Raw genomic sequence first — 21879 nt, 5'->3', positions numbered from 1 at the left:
CAGAACAAATAACGTGATACTGCAACGAGTAATCGACTAGAATTAATAACTAGTAGGTTACTCGTTTTTTAGCTTGAATAAGTTGGAAAAAGAACACTTCCGCCATCTGAAAATTGGCGTTGAACCTGAACCCGATTTTTAATCGCCAACGTTTCTGATTCAAGCTAAAATCGAGAGATATTAAAGAGCAAATTTATTGATTACTGAGTTCTGGAAATCACTTTTATAACTTTCTCCAACAGGAATCCAGCGATCATGAATAATAATCCGATTTTTCGTAACCGACTTAATTCTATTGGTATTAACGATAAAGGATTTGTGAACGCGCAGAAAATGCCCGTCTGGCAGATTTTCACTCATTCGCTTCAATGAATTTAATGTAACGACTGGTTTCACTTCATGTTGAAGGTAGATTTTGACATAGTCTTTCAATCCTTCAATGTATAGAATTTGGCTCAGCTTTATTTTCACCGATTTATAATCCGATTTTACCAGAATATATTCCTGATCCGTTTCTGGTGTTTCAACTTGCACTTCACCCGTGATGCTTCGGTTTGTTGAATAATAATTGTAAGCCTTATTTGTGGCTTTCAGAAAGCGGGTGAAAGAAATGGGCTTTAGCAAATAGTCTACTGCATTCAAGTCAAAAGCTTCCAAGGCATGCTCTGAATAGGCTGTTGTAAAGATAAACATGGGCCTATTTTCGAGGCTGCTGATAAACTCAATGCCCGAGACATTCGGCAAGTGGATATCCAGAAAGATAAGATCTATTTTTGTTTTTTGAAGAATTTCCAGGGCTTCAAATACTGAATTGCATTTCTTCTCCAGCTGTAAAAAGGGAATCATATTCACGTAATCTTCAATAATCTGCTGCGCTAAAGGTTCGTCATCAATTATGATACATCTCATCACTTATTATGTTTAAATACAGTTCCACTATATGTCGTTCGTTCTTTTTGTAAATCTTTAACCTATGACGATTGGGATAAACCAATCCCAATCGCTGCTTTATATTGGCCAACCCAACCCCTCCATCAGAACACCCTGATTCCTTTTTGTTAGCTTGAATGGGATTTTCAACCGTAAAGATTACCTGATTCGTTTCAATCGTTAGCGTAATTTCAATACTTCCAGGCTTACTGTAATCAACTCCATGCTTAAAAGCATTCTCCAGGAAAACAGAAAATAGTAAGGGCTCTATTTGCAAAGTTCCAGGGTTGCCTTTCACCTGAAAATGAACTTTCACCATCTCATTCAATCTTATCCGCTGAAGATCAATATAGTTCTCGATATGATTGATTTCTCTCTTTAACAGCACTCTACTTGCATTAGCCTCATAAATAATGTAACGCATTAAATCTGAGAGTTTCAAAATGACCTCTGGCGTTTGATCTGATTTTTTTCGTGCTAAGGCATAAATTCCATTCAATGTATTGAAAAAGAAGTGGGGATTAATCTGGGCTTTCAGATAAGAAAGTTCTGCTACCAACTTCTGATTCTCAATTTCCTTTAACTGCTTTTCATTGACTAGCCATCCTCTTGTTCCTCGAATACTGGTACCAATCGCAATTGAGATAGAGGCCAAGATCAAATCACCAAAACTTAGGAATATGCGTCTTCCCTTAGGCATAGACCTTTTAAACGACTTTATTGCTTCATCCGTCCGTTCATATCGAATTGCTCTTTTCTCTGCAAAATCAGGCGGAGATGGCCGGTTGAAGTATGATACCCCAAATACCAAAACCAAAATCAGGAACAACCAAGCGGCATAATGTTTGAATCTTTTTTGAAAGAGGTATCGTGGTATTAATACATAGAAGTTCAGATAAAAGATTGAAGTCAGTATGCCCAGCCTGATAACTAACTGGCTATAATCGGAAATCTTATTTACGTAAACCTCACGCATGCTAAGCAGCCAAAAAAAGAATAAAAAAAGCATTCCCCAAAAGAATATATGTAGCAGAATCTTAAGAAGTTTGTAACCGGAAAATTTGAACATTGTTCTATGATAAGTAAGTCGTACAAGAAATATATGAATGCAAAGGTTGGTGTTTTTTTTAGCCTCTCAAATTCATTTAATTTTTTTTAAGCTTGTTTATTTTTTGTTAGAGTTTGAGACAAAAAAATGGCTACCTCTATTTTGAGATAGCCATTTAAAATTTTATCTAAATTAATTTTATAATTCGAGTAGCAATTCTTCCGGATTAATCCCTTGGTTTAATAAGCGCTCCGGATTTTCAATCAGTTCTTTTACTTTGACCAAAAATCCTACAGAATCTTTACCGTCAATGATCCGGTGATCGTAAGATAAGGCAACATACATCATTGGGCGAATTTCAACCTTGCCATTAATGGCTACGGGGCGATCGACAATGTTGTGCATGCCTAAAATAGCCGATTGTGGCGGGTTAATAATTGGAGTTGACAACAAGGATCCGAAGGTGCCACCATTGGTGATGGTGAAGGTACCCCCTGTTAATTCTTCAACTGAAATCTTTTTATTTCGGGCTTTTTCAGCCAGGTCTTTCAGGTCTTTTTCAATTTGAGGAACAGACTTGCTTTCGGTGTTTCGGATAATGGGCACCATCAACCCTTTGGGGGTTTGTACAGCAATGCCTACATCCACAAATTCAGGCTGAATGATCTCTTCCCCATCCAGCATTGAGTTAATTGCCGGATGAAAGTTCATGGCCACTGCTGTCGCTTTGGTGAAGAAACCCATAAAACCAAGCTTAAAATCGTGTGTCTCCATGAAACGGCTTTGATGTTTTTTGCGCAACTCCATCACCCTGCTCATATCAATTTCGTTGAAGGTGGTCAACATGGCAGTTTCATTCTTAACAGCCACTAGGCGTTGACTCAACTTGCGCCGAAGTGAGCTCATTCGCTCACGTTTTTCCTCGCGCGAAAAAGCCCTCTGCGAAGATAAAGCTGTCGATGTGCCCTCGGGTAAATCGATAACAGCTTCCACCTCATTTTTCGAAATGCGTTTTAGTCCCTGAAGAATATCTTCGACCGAGAGCTTATTCTCTTCCATCATTTTTTTTGCCACCGAGGTAATCTTAACATGTGACTGGCTTTCCGTATCAGCTGCTTTTGATAGTTTTTCCAACTTTCCATCTTTTGTTTTATCCGGGCTCTTCGCAGGCTCATGCTCCTTTTGCTTCTGCTCTTCGACTGGTGCTTTATCTTCAGTTTTCGCTGCCGGTTTTTCTTCGGAAGCTTCGGCCTTGAAAGAGGTGTCAATGGTACAAGCAATGGCCCCTACTTCAAGAGTGTCTCCTTCCTGCGCATTAAAACTCACTTTTCCGGCTTCATCGGCCACCAGCGTTAATGTGGCTTTATCCGATTCAATCTCGGCAATTTCATCATCTTTATCAACAACAGCGCCATCTTCCACTAACCATCTTCCTAGCTCGACTTCTGTTATTGATTCTCCGGGTGTTGGTACTTTTATTTCAATGATCATGATTTCTTATGCTTTTGCTAATTTTTCAGCACTAAATACTTGTTCCAGGATTTTATTTAATCGGTTATTGTGTTGTTTCATAAGCCCACCAGCCGGACTCCCGCTCTCAGAACGTGCAATCACCTCAAACGGGATGTCTTTTAAATTACGTGAGATAAACGGCCATGGTCCCATATTGGCGGGTTCGTCCTGAGCCCACACAATTCGTTCTGCTTTTTTGTATTTCTTCAGAATCGCATTAATCTGGGACGTTGGAAGTGGATAGAGTTGCTCTAAACGTACAATGGCGCTTGAGTTATCACTTGACTCACTTCGCTTTTTTACTAAATCATAATAAAGCCTTCCGGAAGTAAAAACGAGTTGCTTAACCTCTTTCTGATCAATCAGTTTGTCATCAATTATTTCCTGAAAATGACCATGAGCAAGCTCTTCAAGCTTGCAGGTCACCATGGGATGTCGGAGTAAACTCTTCGGTGTGAATACGATCAACGGAATGCGGGTTTGCATTTTCATATGCCTTCGCAGCAGGTGAAACAAGTTGTCAGGTGTTGTAGGCTCAATAACCTGCATATTGTTACTAGCTGCCTGAGCCAGAAACCGCTCTATTCGTGCACTGGAGTGTTCGGGCCCCTGTCCTTCGTAACCATGTGGCAAGTAAAGCACCAGGTTATTCATCAATCCCCATTTTTCATTTGCCGAGGTAATATACTGGTCGATAATTACCTGAGCGACATTGCTGAAATCGCCAAATTGAGCTTCCCAGACGGTTAACGCATTGGGTTGTGCCATCGCATATCCATATTCAAAACCCATAACTCCATACTCTGAAAGCAAGGAATTGTAAATGTGAAAGGTTCCCTGGTTGGGTGAGATATTTTTTAGCGGGAAATACTTCTCCCCTGCATCTTCAACAACAAATGCGGCATGACGATGCGCAAATGTTCCCCTTTCACAATCCTGCCCGCTGATACGTACCGGATGGCCTTCATCAACCAGTGTCCCATAGGCTAGCAGTTCAGCCATTCCCCAGTCCAGGCGATCATCCAAAATCATCTGACGGCGATCAGACAATATTCGGTTGACTTTGTTAAAAAATTTCATTCCTTTAGGAACCGAGTTAATTTTTTCAGCTAGTTCCACCAGCTTCGATTTTTGAACGCCTGTTTTGATAACCTCTGAAAAATCAACCTTCTGAGGTTTTTCGTATGATTGATATTCATCAACCAGAAACTGTCTGATTTTAAGCTTTTCAATCTCTTCTGAATCCTTATATTTCGCATTCATCAAGTCATCAAAAGCCTTAATCTCTTTTTTCACTTCCGCAGCACTCATAATGCCTTGGTCAATTAACTCTTCAGCATAAATATCCCGTGGATTTTGATGATCAGCAATTGCTTTATACAGCTGAGGCTGAGTGAATCGTGGCTCATCGCCTTCATTGTGTCCATACTTTCGGTAGCAAAGAATATCGATGAAAACATCAGTATTGAATTTCTGCCGGAACTCCATGGCAAGCTCGATCGTGTAAATAAGCGATTCCACATCATCGCCATTGACGTGAAACACAGGGGAACGGGTAACTTTGGCGATATCGGTACAATAAGTACTTGAGCGGGCATCCAGGTAGTTGGTCGTAAATCCAACTTGGTTATTAATGACCAAATGAATGCTTCCTCCTGTTCTGTAGCCTTTCAGCTGCGACATTTGAATTACTTCGTACACGACGCCTTGGGCTGCAATGGCCGCATCGCCATGGATAATGATCGGCGCCACCTTGTCGTAATCACCATCGTAGAGCGAATTAATACGCGAGCGGGACAAGCCTTCAACCAGTGGCGCGACTGTTTCAAGGTGCGAAGGATTGGGCATTAAACTCAATTTCACCTTCTTTCCATGATCAGACGTTACTTCGTTTTCATACCCCAAATGGTATTTCACATCTCCCAAAGAAATGTCTTCCTCGTATTCGGTACCATAAAATTCTTTGAAAATATATTCATACGGCTTATTCATAATGTTAGCCAGAATATTCAACCGACCACGGTGCGCCATGCCAATAACAAATTCACGAATACCAAGCTCCGCACCTTGCTCAATAACAGCATCCAAAGCCGGAATTAACGATTCTGCCCCTTCCAGAGAAAAACGTTTTTGCCCCACGAATTTCTTATGAATAAAGCCTTCGAAACCAACAGCCAGCTTCAGATGATAAAAAATATGCTTCTTCATTTCAGGCGTGAATGGCTGCGAGTTTTTTGAACTCTCCATTTTCTTCTGCAACCAGCTTAAAACCTTCGGATCGCGTACATACAAATATTCAACACCAATAGAGTTGCAATAAGTCGCTTCCAGATGAGCAATGATATCTTTTAGTTTTGCGGCACCAATGCCAATATTTTTTCCGGCTTGAAAAACCTTGTCAAGATCACTTTCTTCGAGCCCAAAATTTTCGATGGCTAAAGTAGGCGAATACGTTCTGCGCGAGCGAACTGGATTGGTTTTGGTAAACAAGTGTCCACGCTGCCGGTATCCATGGATAAGATTTAGGATCGCAAATTCTTTGTTAATTGGTTCGCTCCAATCAATCTTTTCTGGAGAATAATTTGCCCGAGCCAACTCGAAACCTCTAAAAAAGTTTCTCCAGCTTTCGTTAATGCTTTCCGGATCATTAAGGTAATCCTGGTAAAGCTCTTCAACAGCAGCAATTTCTTGATTGCCTACTTCTGAGAATTTATCCATATGTTGATTTTCAGGTTATTTATGGTTCTATAAAAATAACTATTGTAGATTAACAATCCATCTGATTTTAATGTTTAATAAGGCTTTCAAAGAAAAAGCAAAGAACTTTTAAATCGGTACCCTTTATCTGGCTTTCAAATTATAAAACAGGTGTGTAATTCTTTCATAAATAGCATGTGACAGTTATTAAGAACCACTATTCTTGGATATTGATTGTCCTAATGAATTGAGCGATTATTACTGACAGTGAAATTATGGACTAATGGATATTCATAATTTTACTATCTTGACAGCAACCAACAGGTGTATTAAATGAAATTATTTTTGCAAATTTTTCTGGCTTTTGTTTTGTCTCTGGTCTTTTTCTATTTCGTAGGTCCCCGTCCGGAGAAGCCCATATTTTCATCGAAATTCAAGGACTTGAAAGTCGGATTACAGGAGCTCGATTCCTATCTTGAAGCAAAAGAAGCAGGGCTTCCGGTTAAAGCTGACAATCAATCCCGGATTGTATGGGCAAACGACAGTCTAAAGTCACAAACTCCTTATTGCTTGCTTTACTTGCATGGTTTTTCTGCCTCTTGGTTCGAGGGCAATCCGACGCACGTGAATTTTGCCCGTCATTTTCAAGCCAATGCTTATATGCCGCTTTTAGCAGCACATGGCCTCGAAGTGCAGGAGCCTCTACTGGGTATGACCCCCGACCGCTTGTATGAATCGGCCAAGGAAGCGCTGCAAATAGCTCATTTGTTAGGCGAAAAGGTGGTCATCATGAGTACCTCTACCGGGGGAACGCTCTCTCTGAAACTGGCGGCTGAATTTCCAGAGATGGTCGATGGCTTAATCCTTCTTTCTCCCAATATCAAGATTAACAATCCGGCAGCCTGGCTGCTTTCCGGTCCCTGGGGCTTGCAAATTGGTCGCAAGGCAAGCGGCGGGAATTACCGTTATGTCAATACAGATTTAGAAGATGAAGAATGCCGATACTGGAACTGTTATTACCGGGTGGAAGCCACGGTTTACTTGCAACAATTGGTGGAGAAAACCATGAGTAAAAAGCTGTTTCGGCGGGTTGAGAAGCCTGTGTTTCTTGGGTATTACTACCAGGACGAAAACCATCAGGATGAGGTCGTTCATGTAGATGCGATGCTCGAAATGTATAAGCATTTGGGCACACAGGATGCAAAAAAGAGAAAGCAGGCTTTCAATGCTCAAGCGCATGTCATTGGCTGCGAAGCATTCTCAAAAGCACAGCTTGAAGTAGAACAAGCCTGTATTCAATTTGCCGAAGATGTTTTAAACATGTAGGCTTCTGTTTATAAATTTGGCAGGAGCTTTTTGCAAGCATAGCCGTATTTTTAATGGGTTTAACCCTTAAAAATACGGCTATGCTTTTGATTTATTTTCTGAGATATGAGACTTATGCCAGACTTCCGATCAAGTCAAATTCGGCCGATTCGGAAATGGCCACCTGATAGAAATTGCCCAATTCAATACGGTCATCTTTTTCAACCAGCACTTCGCCATCTACTTCCGGCGAATCGAATTCCGTCCGTCCAATAAAATAATCTGCTTCTTCACGGTCAATCAAGACTTTTAAAGTCTTTCCTATTTTTTCCGTGTTCAAATTCTCAGAGATGCTTTGCTGTATCTCCATCAATTCCGAAGCGCGAGCCTCCTTAGTTTCTTCCGGAACATCGTCTTCGTACATTTTGAAGGCATAGGTGTCATCTTCATCGGAATAGGCGAAAACACCCATCCGATCAAATTTCTGCTCAGCAACAAAGGCTTTTAACTCTTCAAAATCTTTATCTGTTTCTCCCGGATGGCCCACTAAAAAGGTTGTGCGCAGTGCAATTCCAGGGACTTCTTTCCGAATTGTCTGAATCAACTTGATGGTTTCCTCTTTGGTGATTTTCCGCCGCATGCGCCCCAGCATGTGATCGCTGATATGTTGCAAGGGGAGGTCAAGGTAATTGGCCACATTATCGCGCTCACGCATCACTTTCAACAGGTCCATCGGGAACTTTGAAGGATAAGCATAATGCAGTCGAATCCACTCCAAGCCTTTGATATCGGCCAGACGATCGACCAGCTCAGCCAATTTGCTTTCACCGTACATGTCGATACCATAGTACGATAAATCCTGCGCAATGATCAGCAACTCTTTGGTTCCTTCATCAACTAAGATTTGAGCTTCCTCTACCAGGCTTTCCATGCTTCGTGATTTGTGAATGCCGGTAAACTGAGGAATAGCGCAAAATGAACAATGCCGGTTACACCCCTCACTGATTTTCAGATAAGAAAAATGGTTAGGAGTTGTTTTTAGGCGGTGATACATTTTCTGCTCAAAGAAATTGGCATTCAAATCTTTGATGATCTCTTTGTAGTCAAACTTACCATAAAACTTATCTACCTCTGGAATTTCCTTTTCAAGATCGTCTTTGTATCGAGCCGACAAACAGCCCATGACCAATAGCTTATCTAATTTACCGTCTTTGCGACTTTCGGCATGGCTCAGAATCGTATTGATTGATTCTTCCTTGGCATCCATAATAAAGCCACAGGTATTTAAAATAACGATGTTTGCATCATCATCTTCGCTGTCATGAACAACCTCAAAGCCATTCAAATCTAACTGATTGAGCAGCATTTCGGAATCTACTAAATTTTTGGAACACCCCAGGGTGGTTATATTAACTTTTCCTCTTTTCATCTCTAATCTTGCTTTAAAATTACGCTGTTAACAACAAACTATATCAAGGGTGGCTTTCGGAAAACAAGTCCACATCGTATCAAATCATTCCAAATTAAGTTCGGAATCGATTACAGAAACCGATTCTAAAACAAGTTCAGCATGATCGTTCTACGATTTTCACTTGCCCAAAAGTTCTACGAGAACAGGGATTCGACAAATGCTTTTCTGCGAAAAACCTGTAAATCTTCCATTTTCTCACCAATCCCAATGTATTTGACCGGAATTTTAAACTGGTCTGAAATACCGATAACCACGCCTCCTTTGGCCGTTCCATCAAGTTTGGTTAATGCCAAGGCGCTTACTTCGGTAGCTTTGGTAAATTGTTTGGCTTGCTCAAAAGCATTTTGGCCGGTTGATCCATCCAGAATAAGCAGAACCTCGTGTGGCGCATCAGGTACAATCTTGCGCATCACATTTTTTATTTTCGTCAGCTCATTCATCAGGTTAATTTTGTTGTGCAATCGGCCAGCTGTGTCGATAATGACCACATCTGCACCATTCGCTTTAGCTGATGCCAGTGTATCATACGCTACTGATGCCGGATCGGAACCCATGCTTTGTTTCACCAAAGGTACATCTACCCGATCGGCCCAAATTTGCAGTTGATCAATTGCTGCGGCACGAAAAGTATCAGCAGCTCCAAGAACCACTTTTTTTCCTGATTTTTTGAAGTTATAAGCCAATTTGCCAATGGTTGTTGTTTTTCCAACGCCGTTGACGCCCACCACCATAATCACATACGGATTATCACTTGCAGGAAGTTCAAAGTCGGCGTCATCGTTGGTATTATTTTCGTCGAGAAGTTTTTCAATTTCCTCTTTCAGTAACTGATTGAGCTCATCAACACCAAAATACTTGTCTTTTGAAACCCGGTCTTCAATGCGTTCAATAATCTTCAGGGTGGTATCAACGCCAACATCCGAAGAAATCAATACTTCTTCCAGGTTATCAAGTACTTCATCATCAACCTTAGACTTACCAACAATGGCTCGTCCTAGTTTTTTAAATACGCTTTCCTTGGTTTTCGAAAGGCCCTGATCAAGGCTTTCTTTTTTTGATTTTGTAAATGATCCGAATAGACCCATAGCTTTCTGAATTTGAGTGGCGCAATTTACAAAATTTGAATGACATAATTTAATTAAATCTGAGGGGAAGTGAAAGACTTAACACGAAGGGCAAACTAGACCTTTCGCAGCTTTCTAATCTCTTCTTTCACCTCATTTAAAACAGCCGAGATATGCGCTGCTTCGCTAGTTTCAGGCTTTGGTAGTTCAAAACTTAATACACCAATGGCTTTCCAGAGTTCGAGCACCTGGCCCATCTCAATTGAGTAGGACTCATAGGCAGCATTATCCGACTTTAACAGCAACCGGTTTCCGGCCTTGAAAAACACCCGTTTATAAACCAGCCCCTCCTCTTTGGTGATTAGCAGATAGGGCTGTCCCTCTTTCATCTCATTTAATTCCGATATGTATTCGCAAAAAACATACGAATCAGGCGCTATGGGCAACATACTATCCCCTCTAATTTGAAAAACCCGGTAGGTCGCCGTTCGTGACAGTTCGGGAATAGGCATGTAAAAACGTGGCAGCGCCTCCACATATTCCGGATCGGCAAATCCATTCAAGTAGCCAGCCGATGCTTTAACCGGCACAATTGGAATGAGCTCTTCATTATTCTGGTCTACCACAATAGGCAGCACGCGCGGCAAAGGTTTGTTTTGTGGCTGCTGCGTTTCCAACGGCGTATCAAGCAAGCGGTCAATCGTTGACTCAAGCAGAGCTGCCAGACGCTGCAGTACCGGTATTTTAGGCGTTGCTCTCCCCTCTTCATACGATCCTATTAATGCACGTTTAACCGCCAACTCGTCAGCGAGCTGCTGTTGCGTCCAATGGTGCTTCCTACGTAAGTATTTGATATTGTGGACTAAGTAATTCACGGCTTTGATATTTATTAAATTTTCCTTTTTCTGACAGTAAAAATACCAATAAAATTAGCGTTTGCTAATATTCTTAGTATTTTTGAATTCTTGATGTCAGGTTTTGAAACCCGATAGGTAACGCCGTAAAGATAGAACGAGATGGCTCAAAAAGTTCAGAAAAAACTAAAAATATTAGCAGACGCCGCTAAGTATGATGTTTCCTGCTCCTCAAGCGGAAACAGCAGAAGCAACACGTCGGGCGGAATTGGGAATGCAGTAGCGGCAGGCATTTGTCATAGTTTTACAGACGATGGACGGTGCATCAGTTTGTTTAAAATTTTGATGACAAACCATTGCATTTACGATTGTGCTTATTGCATCAATCGTCGGACCAATGACCGGCCCCGTGCAACATTTACAGTGCAAGAAATTGTTGATTTAACCATCAGCTTTTACCGAAGAAACTACATCGAAGGGCTTTTTCTAAGTTCCGGGGTAATCAAAAATTCGGACTACACGATGGAACGCATGATGCTTGTGGCTAAAAAACTACGCCTTGAAGAGCGCTATAATGGGTACATTCACATGAAAGCCATTCCCGGTGCCAGCCAGGAATTGATTCAAGCTGCCGGGCACTATGCTGACCGCTTAAGTGTCAATATTGAAATTCCGACGGAACTGCAGCTCAAAAAGCTGGCGCCCGAGAAAGATTACCAAAGTATCTTTCAGCCGATGAATCAGATTCACGAAGGGATTGAGCAGTATAAAACCGAACGTCGAAAATTCCGACACATCCCTAAATTTTCACCAGCTGGCCAAAGCACCCAGCTTATTGTTGGTGCCAGCCCCGAGAGCGATCGGCAAATTCTGCAATTGTCTTCCGAGCTCTATCACCAGCAAAAGCTGAAACGCGTTTATTATTCCAGTTATCTACCTGTTAACGAATACGACAAGCGGCTGCCGGCAATTCAATCACCTCCATTGGTTCGCGAAAACCGGCTTTACCAGAGTGATTGGCTGATGCGTTTTTATGAATTTTCCGCCGATGAAATCCTGACTACTGAGCAGCCCTTTCTGGATTTGTATGTCGATCCGAAGCTGGCTTACGCCATCCGTAACCTTCACCTATTTCCGGTTGATATTAATAAGGCCGACTATCACATGATCCTTCGGGTTCCCGGCATTGGTGTGCAATCAGCAAAAATGATTGTGGATGCCCGCCGTTTTCGGCGGCTGACAAGCTTCCACCTGAAAAAGATAGGTGTTGTTTTAAAGCGTGCCCAGTATTTCATTACCTGCAGCGAGCTACCCAGTCGCATAGCTGACTGGGAACCTGCCCGACTAAAAAGCCACATCGTGGCAGAAAGTCTGATGAAGCGCAGAAAAGCCGGCGACACCCAATTAAAGCTTTTCCCCCCTCAGGCCGTTGCTACAAGTGCTGCCAAACAACTTCATTTTAGAAACTGACGCCATGGCCTATCTGATTTACGATGGAAGTTTTGAGGGTTTTTTAAGCGTTGTTTTCCAATGCTACCAACAAAAAATAACACCGACAGACATCTGCAAGGAAGCTGATTTTCAGGAAATTTTATTTGCCGAAAAACAGCGGATTTCTACTAACGAGAATCAAGCAGAAAGAGTTTGGAAAGGCTTACAAAAGAAGCTTCATATCCGCAACAGAGAGCTCCCGTATCGAGCCTTCTTATCGGAGCAGTCTGGTATTGAAATGATGCTGTATCGCTTTATCCGTCGTTTGTTTGATAATGAATTCTGCATTGAGACCGATTACGGTGATTCGGATGTACTTCGCCTTAAAAAGATTGAACGCCAGGTTTTGCAGGAAACAGCCCGACTTCTTGAGTTTGTCCGGTTTCAGGAAACCAAGGATGGCATTTACTTCGCCCCCGTAGAGCCTGCTTTCGATGTTTTGCCTTTTGTTCTTCACCATTTCAAAAATCGGTTTGCCGACCAGCAATGGCTGATTTATGACTTGAAGCGCGATTATGGCTTCTACTATGACTTAAAATCAACACGGGAAGTTGTTCTTTCTGAAAAGACTTTTTCTGCATGGGATGGAAAAGTAAATACCAACCTACTGCAGGAAGATGAGGTGAATTACCAGCAACTTTGGAGAAACTATTTCGACAGCATCAACATCAAGGAACGAAAAACTCTCAAGGTTCAGCGTCAGCATATGCCACGCCGCTATTGGAAATTTCTGCCAGAAAAGTCGTCGAAATGGGCTGCTCACTTGCCATGAAAACCCGTAAGATTAAGACAAAATAGCTCCAGGTCCTTCTCTAGTGCCTTCGTGTAAAAGGCTCATGTTTAGAGCTAACCAAAGAGCAAACCTGAATCCTTATCCAAGGAAGTATAAAACAAAAAAGCTCCCATCAAATGATGGAAGCTTTCATGTTAAGCAAACAAATATTTTTACTTTTTAAAATAGTCTTTAACCATTTCATTAGGAATGATATCTTCCTGAAATGTATAAGCTCCGGTTTTTTCTGATTTTACCATTTTGATTACTTTGGCATAACCTTTACCGGCACCTTTTTGCAATGATGCAACTGCTTTCTTAGCCATATCTCAATTTATTTAATTTCGCGGTGAACAGTTACTTTTTTCAAAACTGAATTGTACTTTTTCAATTCCAAACGATCAGGAGTATTTTTCCTGTTTTTGGTTGAAATGTACCTTGATGTTCCAGGCACACCACTTTCTTTGTGCTCGGTGCATTCCAAAATAACCTGGACTCTATTTCCTTTTTTAGCCATTGTTTACGCTTTTAAATATTCGTTACGAATCCTTTTACTTTAGCTTCTTTCAACGCGGCAGTCAATCCTTTTTTGTTGATCGTACGGATACCTGCAGCAGAAACGGTTAACGAAATCCAACGATCTTCCTCAGGAAGATAGAATTTCTTCTTGAACAAATTCGGGTAAAACCGACGCTTTGTTCTTCTTTTTGAGTGTGAAACATTGTTTCCCACCATCATTTTTTTTCCGGTAACTTGACAAACTTTTGACATTGTCTTATTTTTTATTCAGAATCACACATTTTTCAAACAGTTCGCAAAATAAGCGTTTTTTCTTGTAAAAATCAAATTGTTTCAAGATTTTTTCGTGCTTTTTTCAACAACTAATTGTTTAAAAATCAAAAAGTTTTTCCAGCACTTGATTTTACAGGCCTACGAATGTTGTTTTTTACATTGTATATGAAGACGCAAAGGTAGTCATTTCTATTGATTAGGTAATGAACCTATTGCCGAATAAATAGTTATATTAAAGTCACAATTTAACCTACTAAAAAAATCATCATGGAAGAACAAGTGAATCAAATGCCTCGAATTGGTGATATGGCCCCCGATTTTGTAGCCAACACCACCTATGGACCCTTAAAATTCTCAGAGTACAACAAAGGAAGTTGGGTCATTCTTTTCTCTCACCCGGCAGATTTCACCCCGGTGTGCACCACCGAGATGAGTGGTTTTGCCTTGCAGAGCGACGAATTCAAAGCACTAAACACCAAACTACTCGGATTAAGTATTGACAGTATTCATGCCCATGTGGCTTGGGTAAACAATGTTAAAAAGAACACAGGTGTGTTATTCAACTTTCCCATTATTGCCGATATTGACATGAAGGTGTCTAAGCTTTATGGGATGCTTCAACCGAACGAGAGTGAAACCGCTGCCGTACGCGCAGTATTTATTATCGACCCCACTGGCAAGGTGCGGCTGGTAATGTATTATCCGCTCAATGTTGGACGTAATATGGATGAAATTATGCGAGTGCTGAAAGCCCTGCAAACATCGGATAAGCATGGTGTTGCTCTTCCGCTAAATTGGATGCCCGGTGAAAAAGTGATTGTTCCACCGCCAAAAACTGTTCCGGACATGGAAGAGCGTGAAAAATCAGCTTATGAAATGGTTGATTTCTACCTGGCTAAAAAGGATTTATAACCGTATTTTTTGTTTGATAGTGAGTAGGAGTTGCGAATAATAGCAACTCCTGTTTCATTTTATAGAAAAGTCCGTTATTTTAGAGCAAGTTTAAATTGACCTATGGATTCAACTCAAACACGCTATTACCCGACGATTTTAGGAGCTGCACATTTGATTATTTTGTACATCTTCATTCAGACTATTGTTGATTTTCCGTTGGCCATTTGGGATTATTACTATGGCACAGAATACTTATCTCATCCCATTAAAAAAATTGCTCTTTCACTCGGCTCTATTCTCTTCATTCTTTATTTTGCTTACCGGAAAGCTCAAACCAAGCTCATTAACTTATTTCCGATCAAACGATTTAATCCGCTTATACTTATACCCGTGCTCACTTTTCTGGCTGCGGCGCATGTGTTTTTGGGCGAAATAAATCAAAAAATCGATAAGGTATTTCCACCCCCACCCTGGTTTTGGGAGCTGTTCGAAAAAATCTTTGAAAATGATTACGGAGTTATTGGTGCTTTCCTAAAAGTTGCTGTTGTTGCCCCAATTGTTGAAGAACTGATTTTTCGTGGGGTGATTATGCATGGCTTTATGCGGAACTACCCCAAAATCATTGCTATTGTCGTTTCAGCCTTATTTTTTGCTCTGTTTCATTTAAATCCCTGGCAATTCTCAGCTACCTTCTTGCTGGGCCTCTTGCTTGGATGGCTTATGGTCATCACCCGAAATATTTTTGTCTGCATCATCGGGCACTCCATCAACAACCTGCTGGTTTTACTTTCCATTGAATATTGGGAGGAAATAACACAGTTTTCCTTTTTCTTACTTGAAAAGGAAGTTCAATTAAAAATTAGTTATTTGATAGCGGGTATCAGTTTGGTGTTTATCGGCCTGATGGCTACTTTCGCCTACAAACCAACCAAACAGGTCACAACATAATGGATTACGTATTAATTGCCTTGGGCATCTTATTTATCATTAGTGGTGTTCTGGGAGCTGTTATTCCCGTATTGCCCGGGCCACCCCTCAGTTACATCGGCTTACTTCTGTTGCATGTCACCGAACGCTACCAATTTTCAAGCCGTTTTCTGATTATCTGGGGAGTCATTACCATCGTAGTTTACCTGCTCGATTATTTTATCCCGATATGGGGAACCCAAAGATTTGGTGGCAGCAAGCGCGGTGTTTGGGGAAGCATTATTGGTTTGCTTATAGGTATGATTTTTTTTCCTCCCTTTGGCCTTATTGTCGGGCCTTTTTTGGGGGCGGTAGTAGGTGAGCTAAGCAGCGGCAAACAATCGCGCGAAGCTTTTCGATCCGGCTTTGGTTCATTCCTAGGCTTCCTGGTGGGTACCCTGCTCAAGCTTATTGTTTCGGGCATGATGGCCTGGTATTTTGTTGCCGAAATGATCTAGCTAAAACCTTTAAACACCCACTCAGCTGTTCAGCCACTTCTTAAAATCAGCCGATCGGTCGATGCTTACGATGGTATCATATTCATCATCAGCTTGGGGCTCTAGTTCCAACTTGACGCGTGCTCGCGAATAGGCAAACATATTGGAAATCGAATCCATGTTTACGAGGTATTTGCGGTTTATTCTAAAAAAATTGCCCGGATCTACCAGACCCTCCAATTTGTCGAGAGTGAAATCCACCGGATAGGAATTACCCGAAAACGTTTTGATATAGATTCCTTTTTCAAAGACATAGAAATAAGCAATATCGGATACTTCAATCTTCTTGATCTTATCCCCGATTTGAATTAGAAAACGCTTTTTAAAGTCAGGTTCTCGCCCCTGGAGTTGATCGAGCAATGCATCGAAATCGATACTAAACGTCGCCTTCAGTGAGCGAAATTTCTGAAGACTCTCAGCCAATTCGCGTTTCCTTATCGGCTTTAGCAAATAGGAAATGCTATTCACCTGAAAAGCCTTAATGGCATATTGATCGTAAGCTGTTGTAAAAATTACGGGCGTACTTACAGCAAGCTGCTCGAAAATCTTGAAGCTGATTCCATCGGATAACTGAATGTCGAGAAAAATCAGCTCAGTAGTATTCTGCATTAACCACTTAACCGATTCTCTGATCGACCCCAACTTAGCCTGAACCTGAATCTCAGGATCAATTTCATGCAACATATTTTCCAGTTTTTCTGCTGCGATCTTCTCATCTTCAATAATCAGAACTTTCATTTCAATCAGGATTAATTAAAGGAAGTTTGGCAATATAATGGTTGTTGACCACCATGGACTGTGGTGCTAATTTACTGATTAGGGCATAACGTTTTTCCAGATTTTTAAGCCCCAGCCCCGTTGAAGTTCCAGCCGTTTTGAGCTGTATATTATTTTTAACTACCAGAAAGTTATCTTCACTGAATAACTCAATTTTGAGCGGTTTTATTTCATTAACAATGTTGTGTTTTATGGCATTTTCAAGCACAACCTGTAACGAAAGCGGAGGAAGAACCTGCTGCAACAGTTCGACCGAAATAGTCACCTCATAAGTCAGTGAGTCGCCATACCTGATTTGCTGCAGAAATAAGTATGAACGCATAAAGTCGAGCTCCTTATTTAAGGTAACAACTGGTTGCTCGATGGTTTCAAGAACATAGCGATAGATGTGCGAAAACTCATCGATAAACAACTGCGCCTTTGCCGAATCAACACTGACCAATCCTGAAAGTACATTCAGACTGTTAAATAGGAAATGCGGGTTGATTTGACTTTTTAAAACCTCAAACTTAATCTGAGATAATTCTTCCTGAAGGTGTTCTGCCAAATGCTTCGCCCGGCTGCTTTCGATGAAGGATATCCAAGCCTCAAGGATAGCCATTAAAAACAAGTTAACCACACTATAGATAAGTGCGTTGTATAGGAGTACTCCGGGCAAGTACTCGGTATAGGCATTCAGCCAGTTTGCAAACAGGGTGACCAGTACAGAAATACTTCCAGCAACCACTAGGGACAAACCTAGCTGTATTGTTGTTCTTCTAAAAGGGCTTTTTCCCCAGGATAAACGCTTATTGAGAAAATCGATAATGTACAAATCGGGATAAGCAATCAGAAATGCGGCCAAAAGGCTAAGCAGTGACCCCCTGAGCAGACGCTGAAAAAAGTGAGGATACCCGGTCAGCACATAATATCCGCTAAAATGGTTATAGCTTATCACAATAAGTTGAATACCTATGGCTATCCCCACCAATAGTTTCAAGAGGCGGTTAAAGGATAACAAACTATGGATCTGTTTAAAAAACATAAGCATAAAATTCAAAAATAAATATAAATCATGAAGTTACTATCCTAATCGGTGAAATGTAACATGATACCGCCCGAATCAAACTTATTTTCAACCCAAACTCCATTCAACCGATACGAAATGTAACTTAATTGGCAGATCCCGGAACTGCATGTTAGCACTTGCTTCAATTAAACAAGGCATTTGCCATGACCAAGCTTCCAGGAGAACGATAAATGTTCGTTTCTTTTTACTTAGAAGCCCAACCAAGGCAAATACCCCAAAAACCAACAATTAATTTCCTGAACGCAAGGGCATAGCAATCAATCAGCGCAGGAAGTTGATTAAAACTTTCTCAGTATCCCGATACGCAAGGTTTGGTACTTCAAGTCCAGTTGTCTTGAAACACCTTCGAACTGAGTATCTCTTGAAAGAGAATTGAACTTTACACCAGGCGTTAAACTCCAGTTATTTCCCAGCTCGATATCGAATCCTACTGCGGCCTGCCAACCTAAACCATGTCCGGTATCATCTATAATATCACCGTCGGCATTTTCAGTTTCAATATGATTGTACAAGCCTCCTGTTCTCAGGTAATAGGAAATTGGCGAATTACCGATCGGGTGTTTAAACTGTAATCCGTAGACATACCCCGTCTCCTCAAAGCAAACATCATTGCCGGTAAAACTGTTGTCGGCACCAAAGCTGTTCCAACCCCAGCCGGCATAAATGCCTACATGCTGCAAGAAACGGTAATGGAAAATGCCTTCAATACCCAAACCGGTGTTCAGATTTACATCAGCTAATTTTTGAGAGGCGATAGAAACGCCACTGCTCAATTCAAAACCAAATCGCTTGTTCTTTTCCTGGGCCAAACTACTCACTGAAAGTAGAATGATTAGTCCGAATAATGTTAATCCTTTTGTTTTCATGGGTTCTTTCTTTTTGTATAAATTGATTTCATGAGCCAAAAGTACCCGGGCGGCCGCCAGAAATAAAGAGAATATTGCTGAGCCTGCTTTTCTTGATGCTGAAGGTGAATATTTATCCGCTGAATAATGAGTCCACACTTTAATCATGGCAAGTATTCTCCAAGCTCAAAAGCTCCCCAATAGGTAATAAATCGAGCAAATCATCTACGTACTAAATTAATTCCTACCTTTAACTAATCTAAAAACGTTGGATGTTTAAATTTGAAATGGATCTGGTAAATAACCTTTGGCATGTTGCCTCTGGCTATCCCGTAATTAAACTCAGGCATAAGTTTGCCAGAGTTATTTTCATGACTATTTATTAATAACATTTTGAGGCCTGCCCAGAAATCGCTTGATTCATAGGGCACGGTTTCAATCCTTATAATTAAACATCAATGAGCAACGATAACACATCCATGCACGAGTTCGACTTTGATTTAATCTGCGACTATTTTTCAAGCCTGGCACGACAAGGTCCCGGCAGCCCCGAAGTTACGCTGAAAGCTCTAAGCTTTGTTGATCATTTAACGAATGAATCACGCATTGTCGATATTGGTTGCGGCACAGGCGGACAGACCATGGTGTTGGCACAGCATACACCGCGGGACAAATTACCGGGATTGACTTGTTTCCCAAGTTCATTAATCTATTTAATCGGAATACCGCCAAACTGAACCTACAAGATCGCTTAAAAGGGCTTGTTGGCTCAATGGATGCTCTTCCTTTTCAGCAAGAAGAGTTAGACCTGATCTGGTCTGAGGGAGCAATCTACAATATCGGTTTTGAACGGGGATTAAATGAGTGGCTTAAATTTCTGAAACCAAGCGTGTTTATTGCCGTTTCGGAGGCTTCGTGGTTCGCCGAGGAACGCCCCGCCGAAATTGACGCGTTTTGGCAGGATGCCTATCCGCAGATCGATACGATTCCTCATAAGGTTACTCAAATGCAAAATGCCGGCTATGTTTCTACCGCAAGCTTTGTGTTGCCTGATAATTGCTGGACCGATCATTTTTATGCACCACAAGTTGCAGCACAGGAAGCCTTTCTGAAAAAGTATGCTGGCAATCAAACAGCCGAAGCATTTATTGCCAACCAGCGGCATGAAACACAATTATACAACAAGTATAAAGCCTATTATGGCTATGTGTTCTATATCGGGAAGAAGCTTTAACAAATTCAGAATAGTGGATTGCTCCTGTTTCTGAAGGGCAATCCTTTTATTTTAGTGATGTGCTAAGCGGATAGAGCACATTGATAAGAAAATTTCATTCTCCCGGTTTTTTTGCGGTTGATTGGAATTCGCTCCCAATTTAGGAGCAACAAAAAGAAGCCCTTGTGAGGCTTCTTTTTGTTTTATCGTCGGTATGACCGGTTTTGCGATTTATTTCGGTTGGCAAAGAATTCTTGTTTTCGCTGCCGTTTTTCCTTTTCAAAGGCTTTTTTCTCTTTTTCCGTCATCGGTTTGTCGGTTTGCGGAAATGGATTATCCTGCACCCGCTCAATTTTGCGGTTAATCAGGCGCTCAATGTCTTTAATATAGGCATTTTCTTCCGGTTCGCACATCGAAATAGCAATGCCTTCATCTCCGGCTCTTCCTGACCGCCCAATACGGTGTACATAGGTTTCAGCCACATTCGGAATGTCGTAATTAATAACATACTTCAGCTTATCAATATCAATTCCACGCGCGGCAATATCGGTAGCTACCAATACGCGAATCTCGCGATCTTTGAATTTGGCCAGTGCCTTCTGACGTTGGTTCTGTGCTTTGTCGCCATGAATAGCAGCTGATTCAATGTTGTATTTCTTCAAGTAGCGGACAATCTTGTCGGCTCCGTGTTTGGTTCGGGCAAACAGTAAAACCGGATCCAATTCCTGATTTTTCAGAATGTGAACCAACAAGCTGTTTTTATCTGCCCGGTTGGTGTAATACAAGTACTGACTAATTGTTTCAGCTGTTGAAGATACTGGACTAACCTCCACTTTGACCGGATTCCTGAGGATTTTGGTCGACAACTCCACAATATTTTTAGGCATGGTAGCCGAGAAAAACAGCGATTGCCGTTTGGCTGGTAGTTTGGCAATAACCTTCCGAATTTCATGAACAAAGCCCATATCCAGCATACGGTCAGCTTCGTCTAATACAAAATACTCAATGTGGTTCAGGTTGATAAAACCCTGATCCATCAAGTCGAGTAAACGCCCCGGAGTAGCAACCAAAATGTCAATACCACTGCGCAAGGCATTGGTTTGTGCCCCCTGCTTTACCCCTCCAAAAATGACCGTATTTTTAAGGCCGGTATATCGGCCATAGGTTGATAAGCTTTCGCCAATCTGAATAGCCAACTCACGTGTTGGAGTGATGATTAATGATTTTATTACTCGCTGATGGTTGCGCTGGCGCTGGTCCTGAAAAAGATGTTGTAAAATTGGAATAGAAAAAGCCGCTGTTTTACCTGTTCCGGTTTGTGCACTTCCCAGTACATCATTGCGCTGTAGGATGATGGGGATGGCTTTTCCTTGTATCGCTGTTGGTTCGGTGTATTTTTCTTCTTTCAATGCCTTTAAAATAGGCTCAATAATTCCTAGTTCTTCAAATGGTGTCATTCACTAATTTTTGTTCCCACCTTAAAATAATTTGAATTAGAAATGATGGGATGATAAATAAAGGACGCAAAGGTAGCATTTAAATCTCACATGGTGGCCATTGATTCCACAAGTGGCAAAGACGAGCAATATTTGTCATTTCATTTCTAAAGCTTGCTGCCGGCTGCATGTCAGCTCCCTAGTCAGTGTAGAAAAGACACAACAATCGTGTAATCCTTACCCCAT

At 41.3% G+C, this 21879-nt stretch carries 22 protein-coding genes; 8 read left to right on the top strand and 14 right to left on the bottom strand.

The window, feature by feature from the left end; all coding sequences use genetic code 11:
* Window positions 1–180: 180 nt before the first annotated feature.
* The 4 genes from ACUNWA_RS11055 to ACUNWA_RS11040 form a co-directional block, all read right to left on the bottom strand.
* A complete protein-coding gene (locus ACUNWA_RS11055) occupies window positions 181–909 on the bottom strand; it encodes a LytR/AlgR family response regulator transcription factor (RefSeq protein WP_445591972.1) in 729 nt (242 codons plus the stop codon).
* On the bottom strand, window positions 890–1630 hold the full coding sequence (locus ACUNWA_RS11050; RefSeq protein ID WP_445591971.1) for a sensor histidine kinase: 741 nt from the start codon (window positions 1628–1630) through the stop codon (window positions 890–892). Before ACUNWA_RS11050 ends, ACUNWA_RS11055 begins: the two co-directional genes overlap by 20 nt.
* 546 nt (window positions 1631–2176) lie before the next feature.
* A complete protein-coding gene (gene odhB, locus ACUNWA_RS11045; RefSeq protein WP_445591970.1) occupies window positions 2177–3469 on the bottom strand; it encodes a 2-oxoglutarate dehydrogenase complex dihydrolipoyllysine-residue succinyltransferase in 1293 nt (430 codons plus the stop codon).
* 6 nt (window positions 3470–3475) lie between these two features.
* Window positions 3476–6208 (bottom strand): 2-oxoglutarate dehydrogenase E1 component, encoded by a 2733-nt coding sequence (locus tag ACUNWA_RS11040; RefSeq protein ID WP_445591969.1) that lies wholly within the window; start codon window positions 6206–6208, stop codon window positions 3476–3478.
* A gap of 312 nt (window positions 6209–6520) precedes the next feature.
* Between ACUNWA_RS11040 and ACUNWA_RS11035 the strand changes: the two genes are divergently transcribed.
* A complete protein-coding gene (locus ACUNWA_RS11035) occupies window positions 6521–7513 on the top strand; it encodes an alpha/beta hydrolase (RefSeq protein WP_445591968.1) in 993 nt (330 codons plus the stop codon).
* A 112-nt stretch (window positions 7514–7625) separates the two neighbouring features.
* Here ACUNWA_RS11035 and rimO read toward each other — a convergent pair whose 3' ends face one another.
* The 3 genes from rimO to ACUNWA_RS11020 form a co-directional block, all read right to left on the bottom strand.
* Window positions 7626–8921, bottom strand: coding sequence for a 30S ribosomal protein S12 methylthiotransferase RimO (rimO, locus tag ACUNWA_RS11030; protein WP_445591967.1), 1296 nt, complete (start codon window positions 8919–8921; stop codon window positions 7626–7628).
* 176 nt (window positions 8922–9097) lie between these two features.
* Window positions 9098–10048 (bottom strand): signal recognition particle-docking protein FtsY, encoded by a 951-nt coding sequence (gene ftsY / locus ACUNWA_RS11025; protein WP_445591966.1) that lies wholly within the window; start codon window positions 10046–10048, stop codon window positions 9098–9100.
* Window positions 10049–10143: 95 nt separating this feature from the next.
* Window positions 10144–10902, bottom strand: coding sequence for a helix-turn-helix domain-containing protein (locus ACUNWA_RS11020; RefSeq protein ID WP_445591965.1), 759 nt, complete (start codon window positions 10900–10902; stop codon window positions 10144–10146).
* 141 nt (window positions 10903–11043) lie between these two features.
* Here ACUNWA_RS11020 and ACUNWA_RS11015 point away from each other — a divergent pair, with 141 nt between their 5' ends.
* On the top strand, window positions 11044–12351 hold the full coding sequence (locus ACUNWA_RS11015; RefSeq protein ID WP_445591964.1) for a putative DNA modification/repair radical SAM protein: 1308 nt from the start codon (window positions 11044–11046) through the stop codon (window positions 12349–12351).
* A gap of 4 nt (window positions 12352–12355) precedes the next feature.
* The gene (locus ACUNWA_RS11010; RefSeq protein ID WP_445591963.1) at window positions 12356–13144 is read left to right on the top strand and encodes a TIGR03915 family putative DNA repair protein; all 789 of its coding nucleotides are present in this window, start codon (window positions 12356–12358) and stop codon (window positions 13142–13144) included.
* A 173-nt stretch (window positions 13145–13317) separates the two neighbouring features.
* Here ACUNWA_RS11010 and ACUNWA_RS11005 read toward each other — a convergent pair whose 3' ends face one another.
* From ACUNWA_RS11005 to rpmB, 3 genes are read right to left on the bottom strand one after another with little or no spacing between them, the layout of a single operon-like run.
* Complete coding sequence (locus ACUNWA_RS11005; RefSeq protein WP_445591962.1) at window positions 13318–13470, bottom strand: DUF4295 domain-containing protein; 153 nt, start codon at window positions 13468–13470, stop codon at window positions 13318–13320.
* An 8-nt stretch (window positions 13471–13478) separates the two neighbouring features.
* Complete coding sequence (gene rpmG, locus ACUNWA_RS11000) at window positions 13479–13661, bottom strand: 50S ribosomal protein L33 (RefSeq protein WP_445591961.1); 183 nt, start codon at window positions 13659–13661, stop codon at window positions 13479–13481.
* Window positions 13662–13672: 11 nt separating this feature from the next.
* Window positions 13673–13915, bottom strand: coding sequence for a 50S ribosomal protein L28 (gene rpmB, locus ACUNWA_RS10995; protein ID WP_445591960.1), 243 nt, complete (start codon window positions 13913–13915; stop codon window positions 13673–13675).
* Between the two features lie 288 nt (window positions 13916–14203).
* Between rpmB and ACUNWA_RS10990 the strand changes: the two genes are divergently transcribed.
* The 3 genes from ACUNWA_RS10990 (at window position 14204) to ACUNWA_RS10980 (ending at window position 16254) form a co-directional block, all read left to right on the top strand.
* Window positions 14204–14848 carry a peroxiredoxin gene (locus tag ACUNWA_RS10990; protein WP_445591959.1) on the top strand — a complete coding sequence of 215 codons (645 nt, stop codon included), beginning with the start codon at window positions 14204–14206 and terminating at the stop codon, window positions 14846–14848.
* Window positions 14849–14950: 102 nt separating this feature from the next.
* Window positions 14951–15778 carry a lysostaphin resistance A-like protein gene (locus ACUNWA_RS10985; protein WP_445591958.1) on the top strand — a complete coding sequence of 276 codons (828 nt, stop codon included), beginning with the start codon at window positions 14951–14953 and terminating at the stop codon, window positions 15776–15778.
* Window positions 15778–16254: a DUF456 domain-containing protein gene (locus ACUNWA_RS10980; RefSeq protein ID WP_445591957.1), complete on the top strand. Its 477-nt coding sequence runs from the start codon at window positions 15778–15780 to the stop codon at window positions 16252–16254. Before ACUNWA_RS10985 ends, ACUNWA_RS10980 begins: the two co-directional genes overlap by 1 nt.
* 21 nt (window positions 16255–16275) lie before the next feature.
* Here ACUNWA_RS10980 and ACUNWA_RS10975 read toward each other — a convergent pair whose 3' ends face one another.
* The 3 genes from ACUNWA_RS10975 to ACUNWA_RS10965 all read right to left on the bottom strand — a co-directional run bounded on the left by ACUNWA_RS10975 (window position 16276) and on the right by ACUNWA_RS10965 (window position 19005).
* The gene (locus ACUNWA_RS10975; protein WP_445591956.1) at window positions 16276–17031 is read right to left on the bottom strand and encodes a LytR/AlgR family response regulator transcription factor; all 756 of its coding nucleotides are present in this window, start codon (window positions 17029–17031) and stop codon (window positions 16276–16278) included.
* Window position 17032: 1 nt separating this feature from the next.
* Window positions 17033–18094, bottom strand: coding sequence for a sensor histidine kinase (locus tag ACUNWA_RS10970; RefSeq protein WP_445591955.1), 1062 nt, complete (start codon window positions 18092–18094; stop codon window positions 17033–17035).
* A 323-nt stretch (window positions 18095–18417) separates the two neighbouring features.
* Complete coding sequence (locus tag ACUNWA_RS10965) at window positions 18418–19005, bottom strand: outer membrane beta-barrel protein (RefSeq protein WP_445591954.1); 588 nt, start codon at window positions 19003–19005, stop codon at window positions 18418–18420.
* 437 nt (window positions 19006–19442) lie between these two features.
* On the opposite strand from ACUNWA_RS10965, the gene ACUNWA_RS10960 reads away from it, so the two are divergent.
* Both ACUNWA_RS10960 and ACUNWA_RS10955 read left to right on the top strand, forming a co-directional pair.
* Window positions 19443–19721, top strand: coding sequence for a hypothetical protein (locus ACUNWA_RS10960; protein ID WP_445592037.1), 279 nt, complete (start codon window positions 19443–19445; stop codon window positions 19719–19721).
* Complete coding sequence (locus tag ACUNWA_RS10955; protein ID WP_445591953.1) at window positions 19604–20218, top strand: class I SAM-dependent methyltransferase; 615 nt, start codon at window positions 19604–19606, stop codon at window positions 20216–20218. Before ACUNWA_RS10960 ends, ACUNWA_RS10955 begins: the two co-directional genes overlap by 118 nt.
* Before the next feature lie 182 nt (window positions 20219–20400).
* Here the strand turns inward: ACUNWA_RS10955 and ACUNWA_RS10950 are convergent, their stop codons facing one another.
* Window positions 20401–21654 carry a DEAD/DEAH box helicase gene (locus tag ACUNWA_RS10950; protein ID WP_445591952.1) on the bottom strand — a complete coding sequence of 418 codons (1254 nt, stop codon included), beginning with the start codon at window positions 21652–21654 and terminating at the stop codon, window positions 20401–20403.
* Between the last annotated feature and the right edge of the window lie 225 nt (window positions 21655–21879).

It is taken from the genome of Sunxiuqinia sp. sy24, assembly GCF_052677165.1.
Note: the sequence above shows the minus strand (reverse complement) of the source record. Positions and strands in the feature narration are given on the sequence as shown.

Coding starts and splice junctions, on each gene's coding strand:
- ACUNWA_RS11055 (WP_445591972.1), bottom strand. CDS start 909: ATGAGATGTATCATAATTGATGACGAACCTTTAGCGCAGCAGATTATT.
- ACUNWA_RS11050 (WP_445591971.1), bottom strand. CDS start 1,630: ATGCCTAAGGGAAGACGCATATTCCTAAGTTTTGGTGATTTGATCTTG.
- odhB (WP_445591970.1), bottom strand. CDS start 3,469: ATGATCATTGAAATAAAAGTACCAACACCCGGAGAATCAATAACAGAA.
- ACUNWA_RS11040 (WP_445591969.1), bottom strand. CDS start 6,208: ATGGATAAATTCTCAGAAGTAGGCAATCAAGAAATTGCTGCTGTTGAA.
- ACUNWA_RS11035 (WP_445591968.1), top strand. CDS start 6,521: ATGAAATTATTTTTGCAAATTTTTCTGGCTTTTGTTTTGTCTCTGGTC.
- rimO (WP_445591967.1), bottom strand. CDS start 8,921: ATGAAAAGAGGAAAAGTTAATATAACCACCCTGGGGTGTTCCAAAAAT.
- ftsY (WP_445591966.1), bottom strand. CDS start 10,048: ATGGGTCTATTCGGATCATTTACAAAATCAAAAAAAGAAAGCCTTGAT.
- ACUNWA_RS11015 (WP_445591964.1), top strand. CDS start 11,044: ATGGCTCAAAAAGTTCAGAAAAAACTAAAAATATTAGCAGACGCCGCT.
- ACUNWA_RS11010 (WP_445591963.1), top strand. CDS start 12,356: ATGGCCTATCTGATTTACGATGGAAGTTTTGAGGGTTTTTTAAGCGTT.
- ACUNWA_RS11005 (WP_445591962.1), bottom strand. CDS start 13,470: ATGGCTAAGAAAGCAGTTGCATCATTGCAAAAAGGTGCCGGTAAAGGT.
- rpmG (WP_445591961.1), bottom strand. CDS start 13,661: ATGGCTAAAAAAGGAAATAGAGTCCAGGTTATTTTGGAATGCACCGAG.
- rpmB (WP_445591960.1), bottom strand. CDS start 13,915: ATGTCAAAAGTTTGTCAAGTTACCGGAAAAAAAATGATGGTGGGAAAC.
- ACUNWA_RS10990 (WP_445591959.1), top strand. CDS start 14,204: ATGGAAGAACAAGTGAATCAAATGCCTCGAATTGGTGATATGGCCCCC.
- ACUNWA_RS10985 (WP_445591958.1), top strand. CDS start 14,951: ATGGATTCAACTCAAACACGCTATTACCCGACGATTTTAGGAGCTGCA.
- ACUNWA_RS10980 (WP_445591957.1), top strand. CDS start 15,778: ATGGATTACGTATTAATTGCCTTGGGCATCTTATTTATCATTAGTGGT.
- ACUNWA_RS10975 (WP_445591956.1), bottom strand. CDS start 17,031: ATGAAAGTTCTGATTATTGAAGATGAGAAGATCGCAGCAGAAAAACTG.
- ACUNWA_RS10970 (WP_445591955.1), bottom strand. CDS start 18,094: ATGTTTTTTAAACAGATCCATAGTTTGTTATCCTTTAACCGCCTCTTG.
- ACUNWA_RS10965 (WP_445591954.1), bottom strand. CDS start 19,005: ATGAAAACAAAAGGATTAACATTATTCGGACTAATCATTCTACTTTCA.
- ACUNWA_RS10960 (WP_445592037.1), top strand. CDS start 19,443: ATGAGCAACGATAACACATCCATGCACGAGTTCGACTTTGATTTAATC.
- ACUNWA_RS10950 (WP_445591952.1), bottom strand. CDS start 21,654: ATGACACCATTTGAAGAACTAGGAATTATTGAGCCTATTTTAAAGGCA.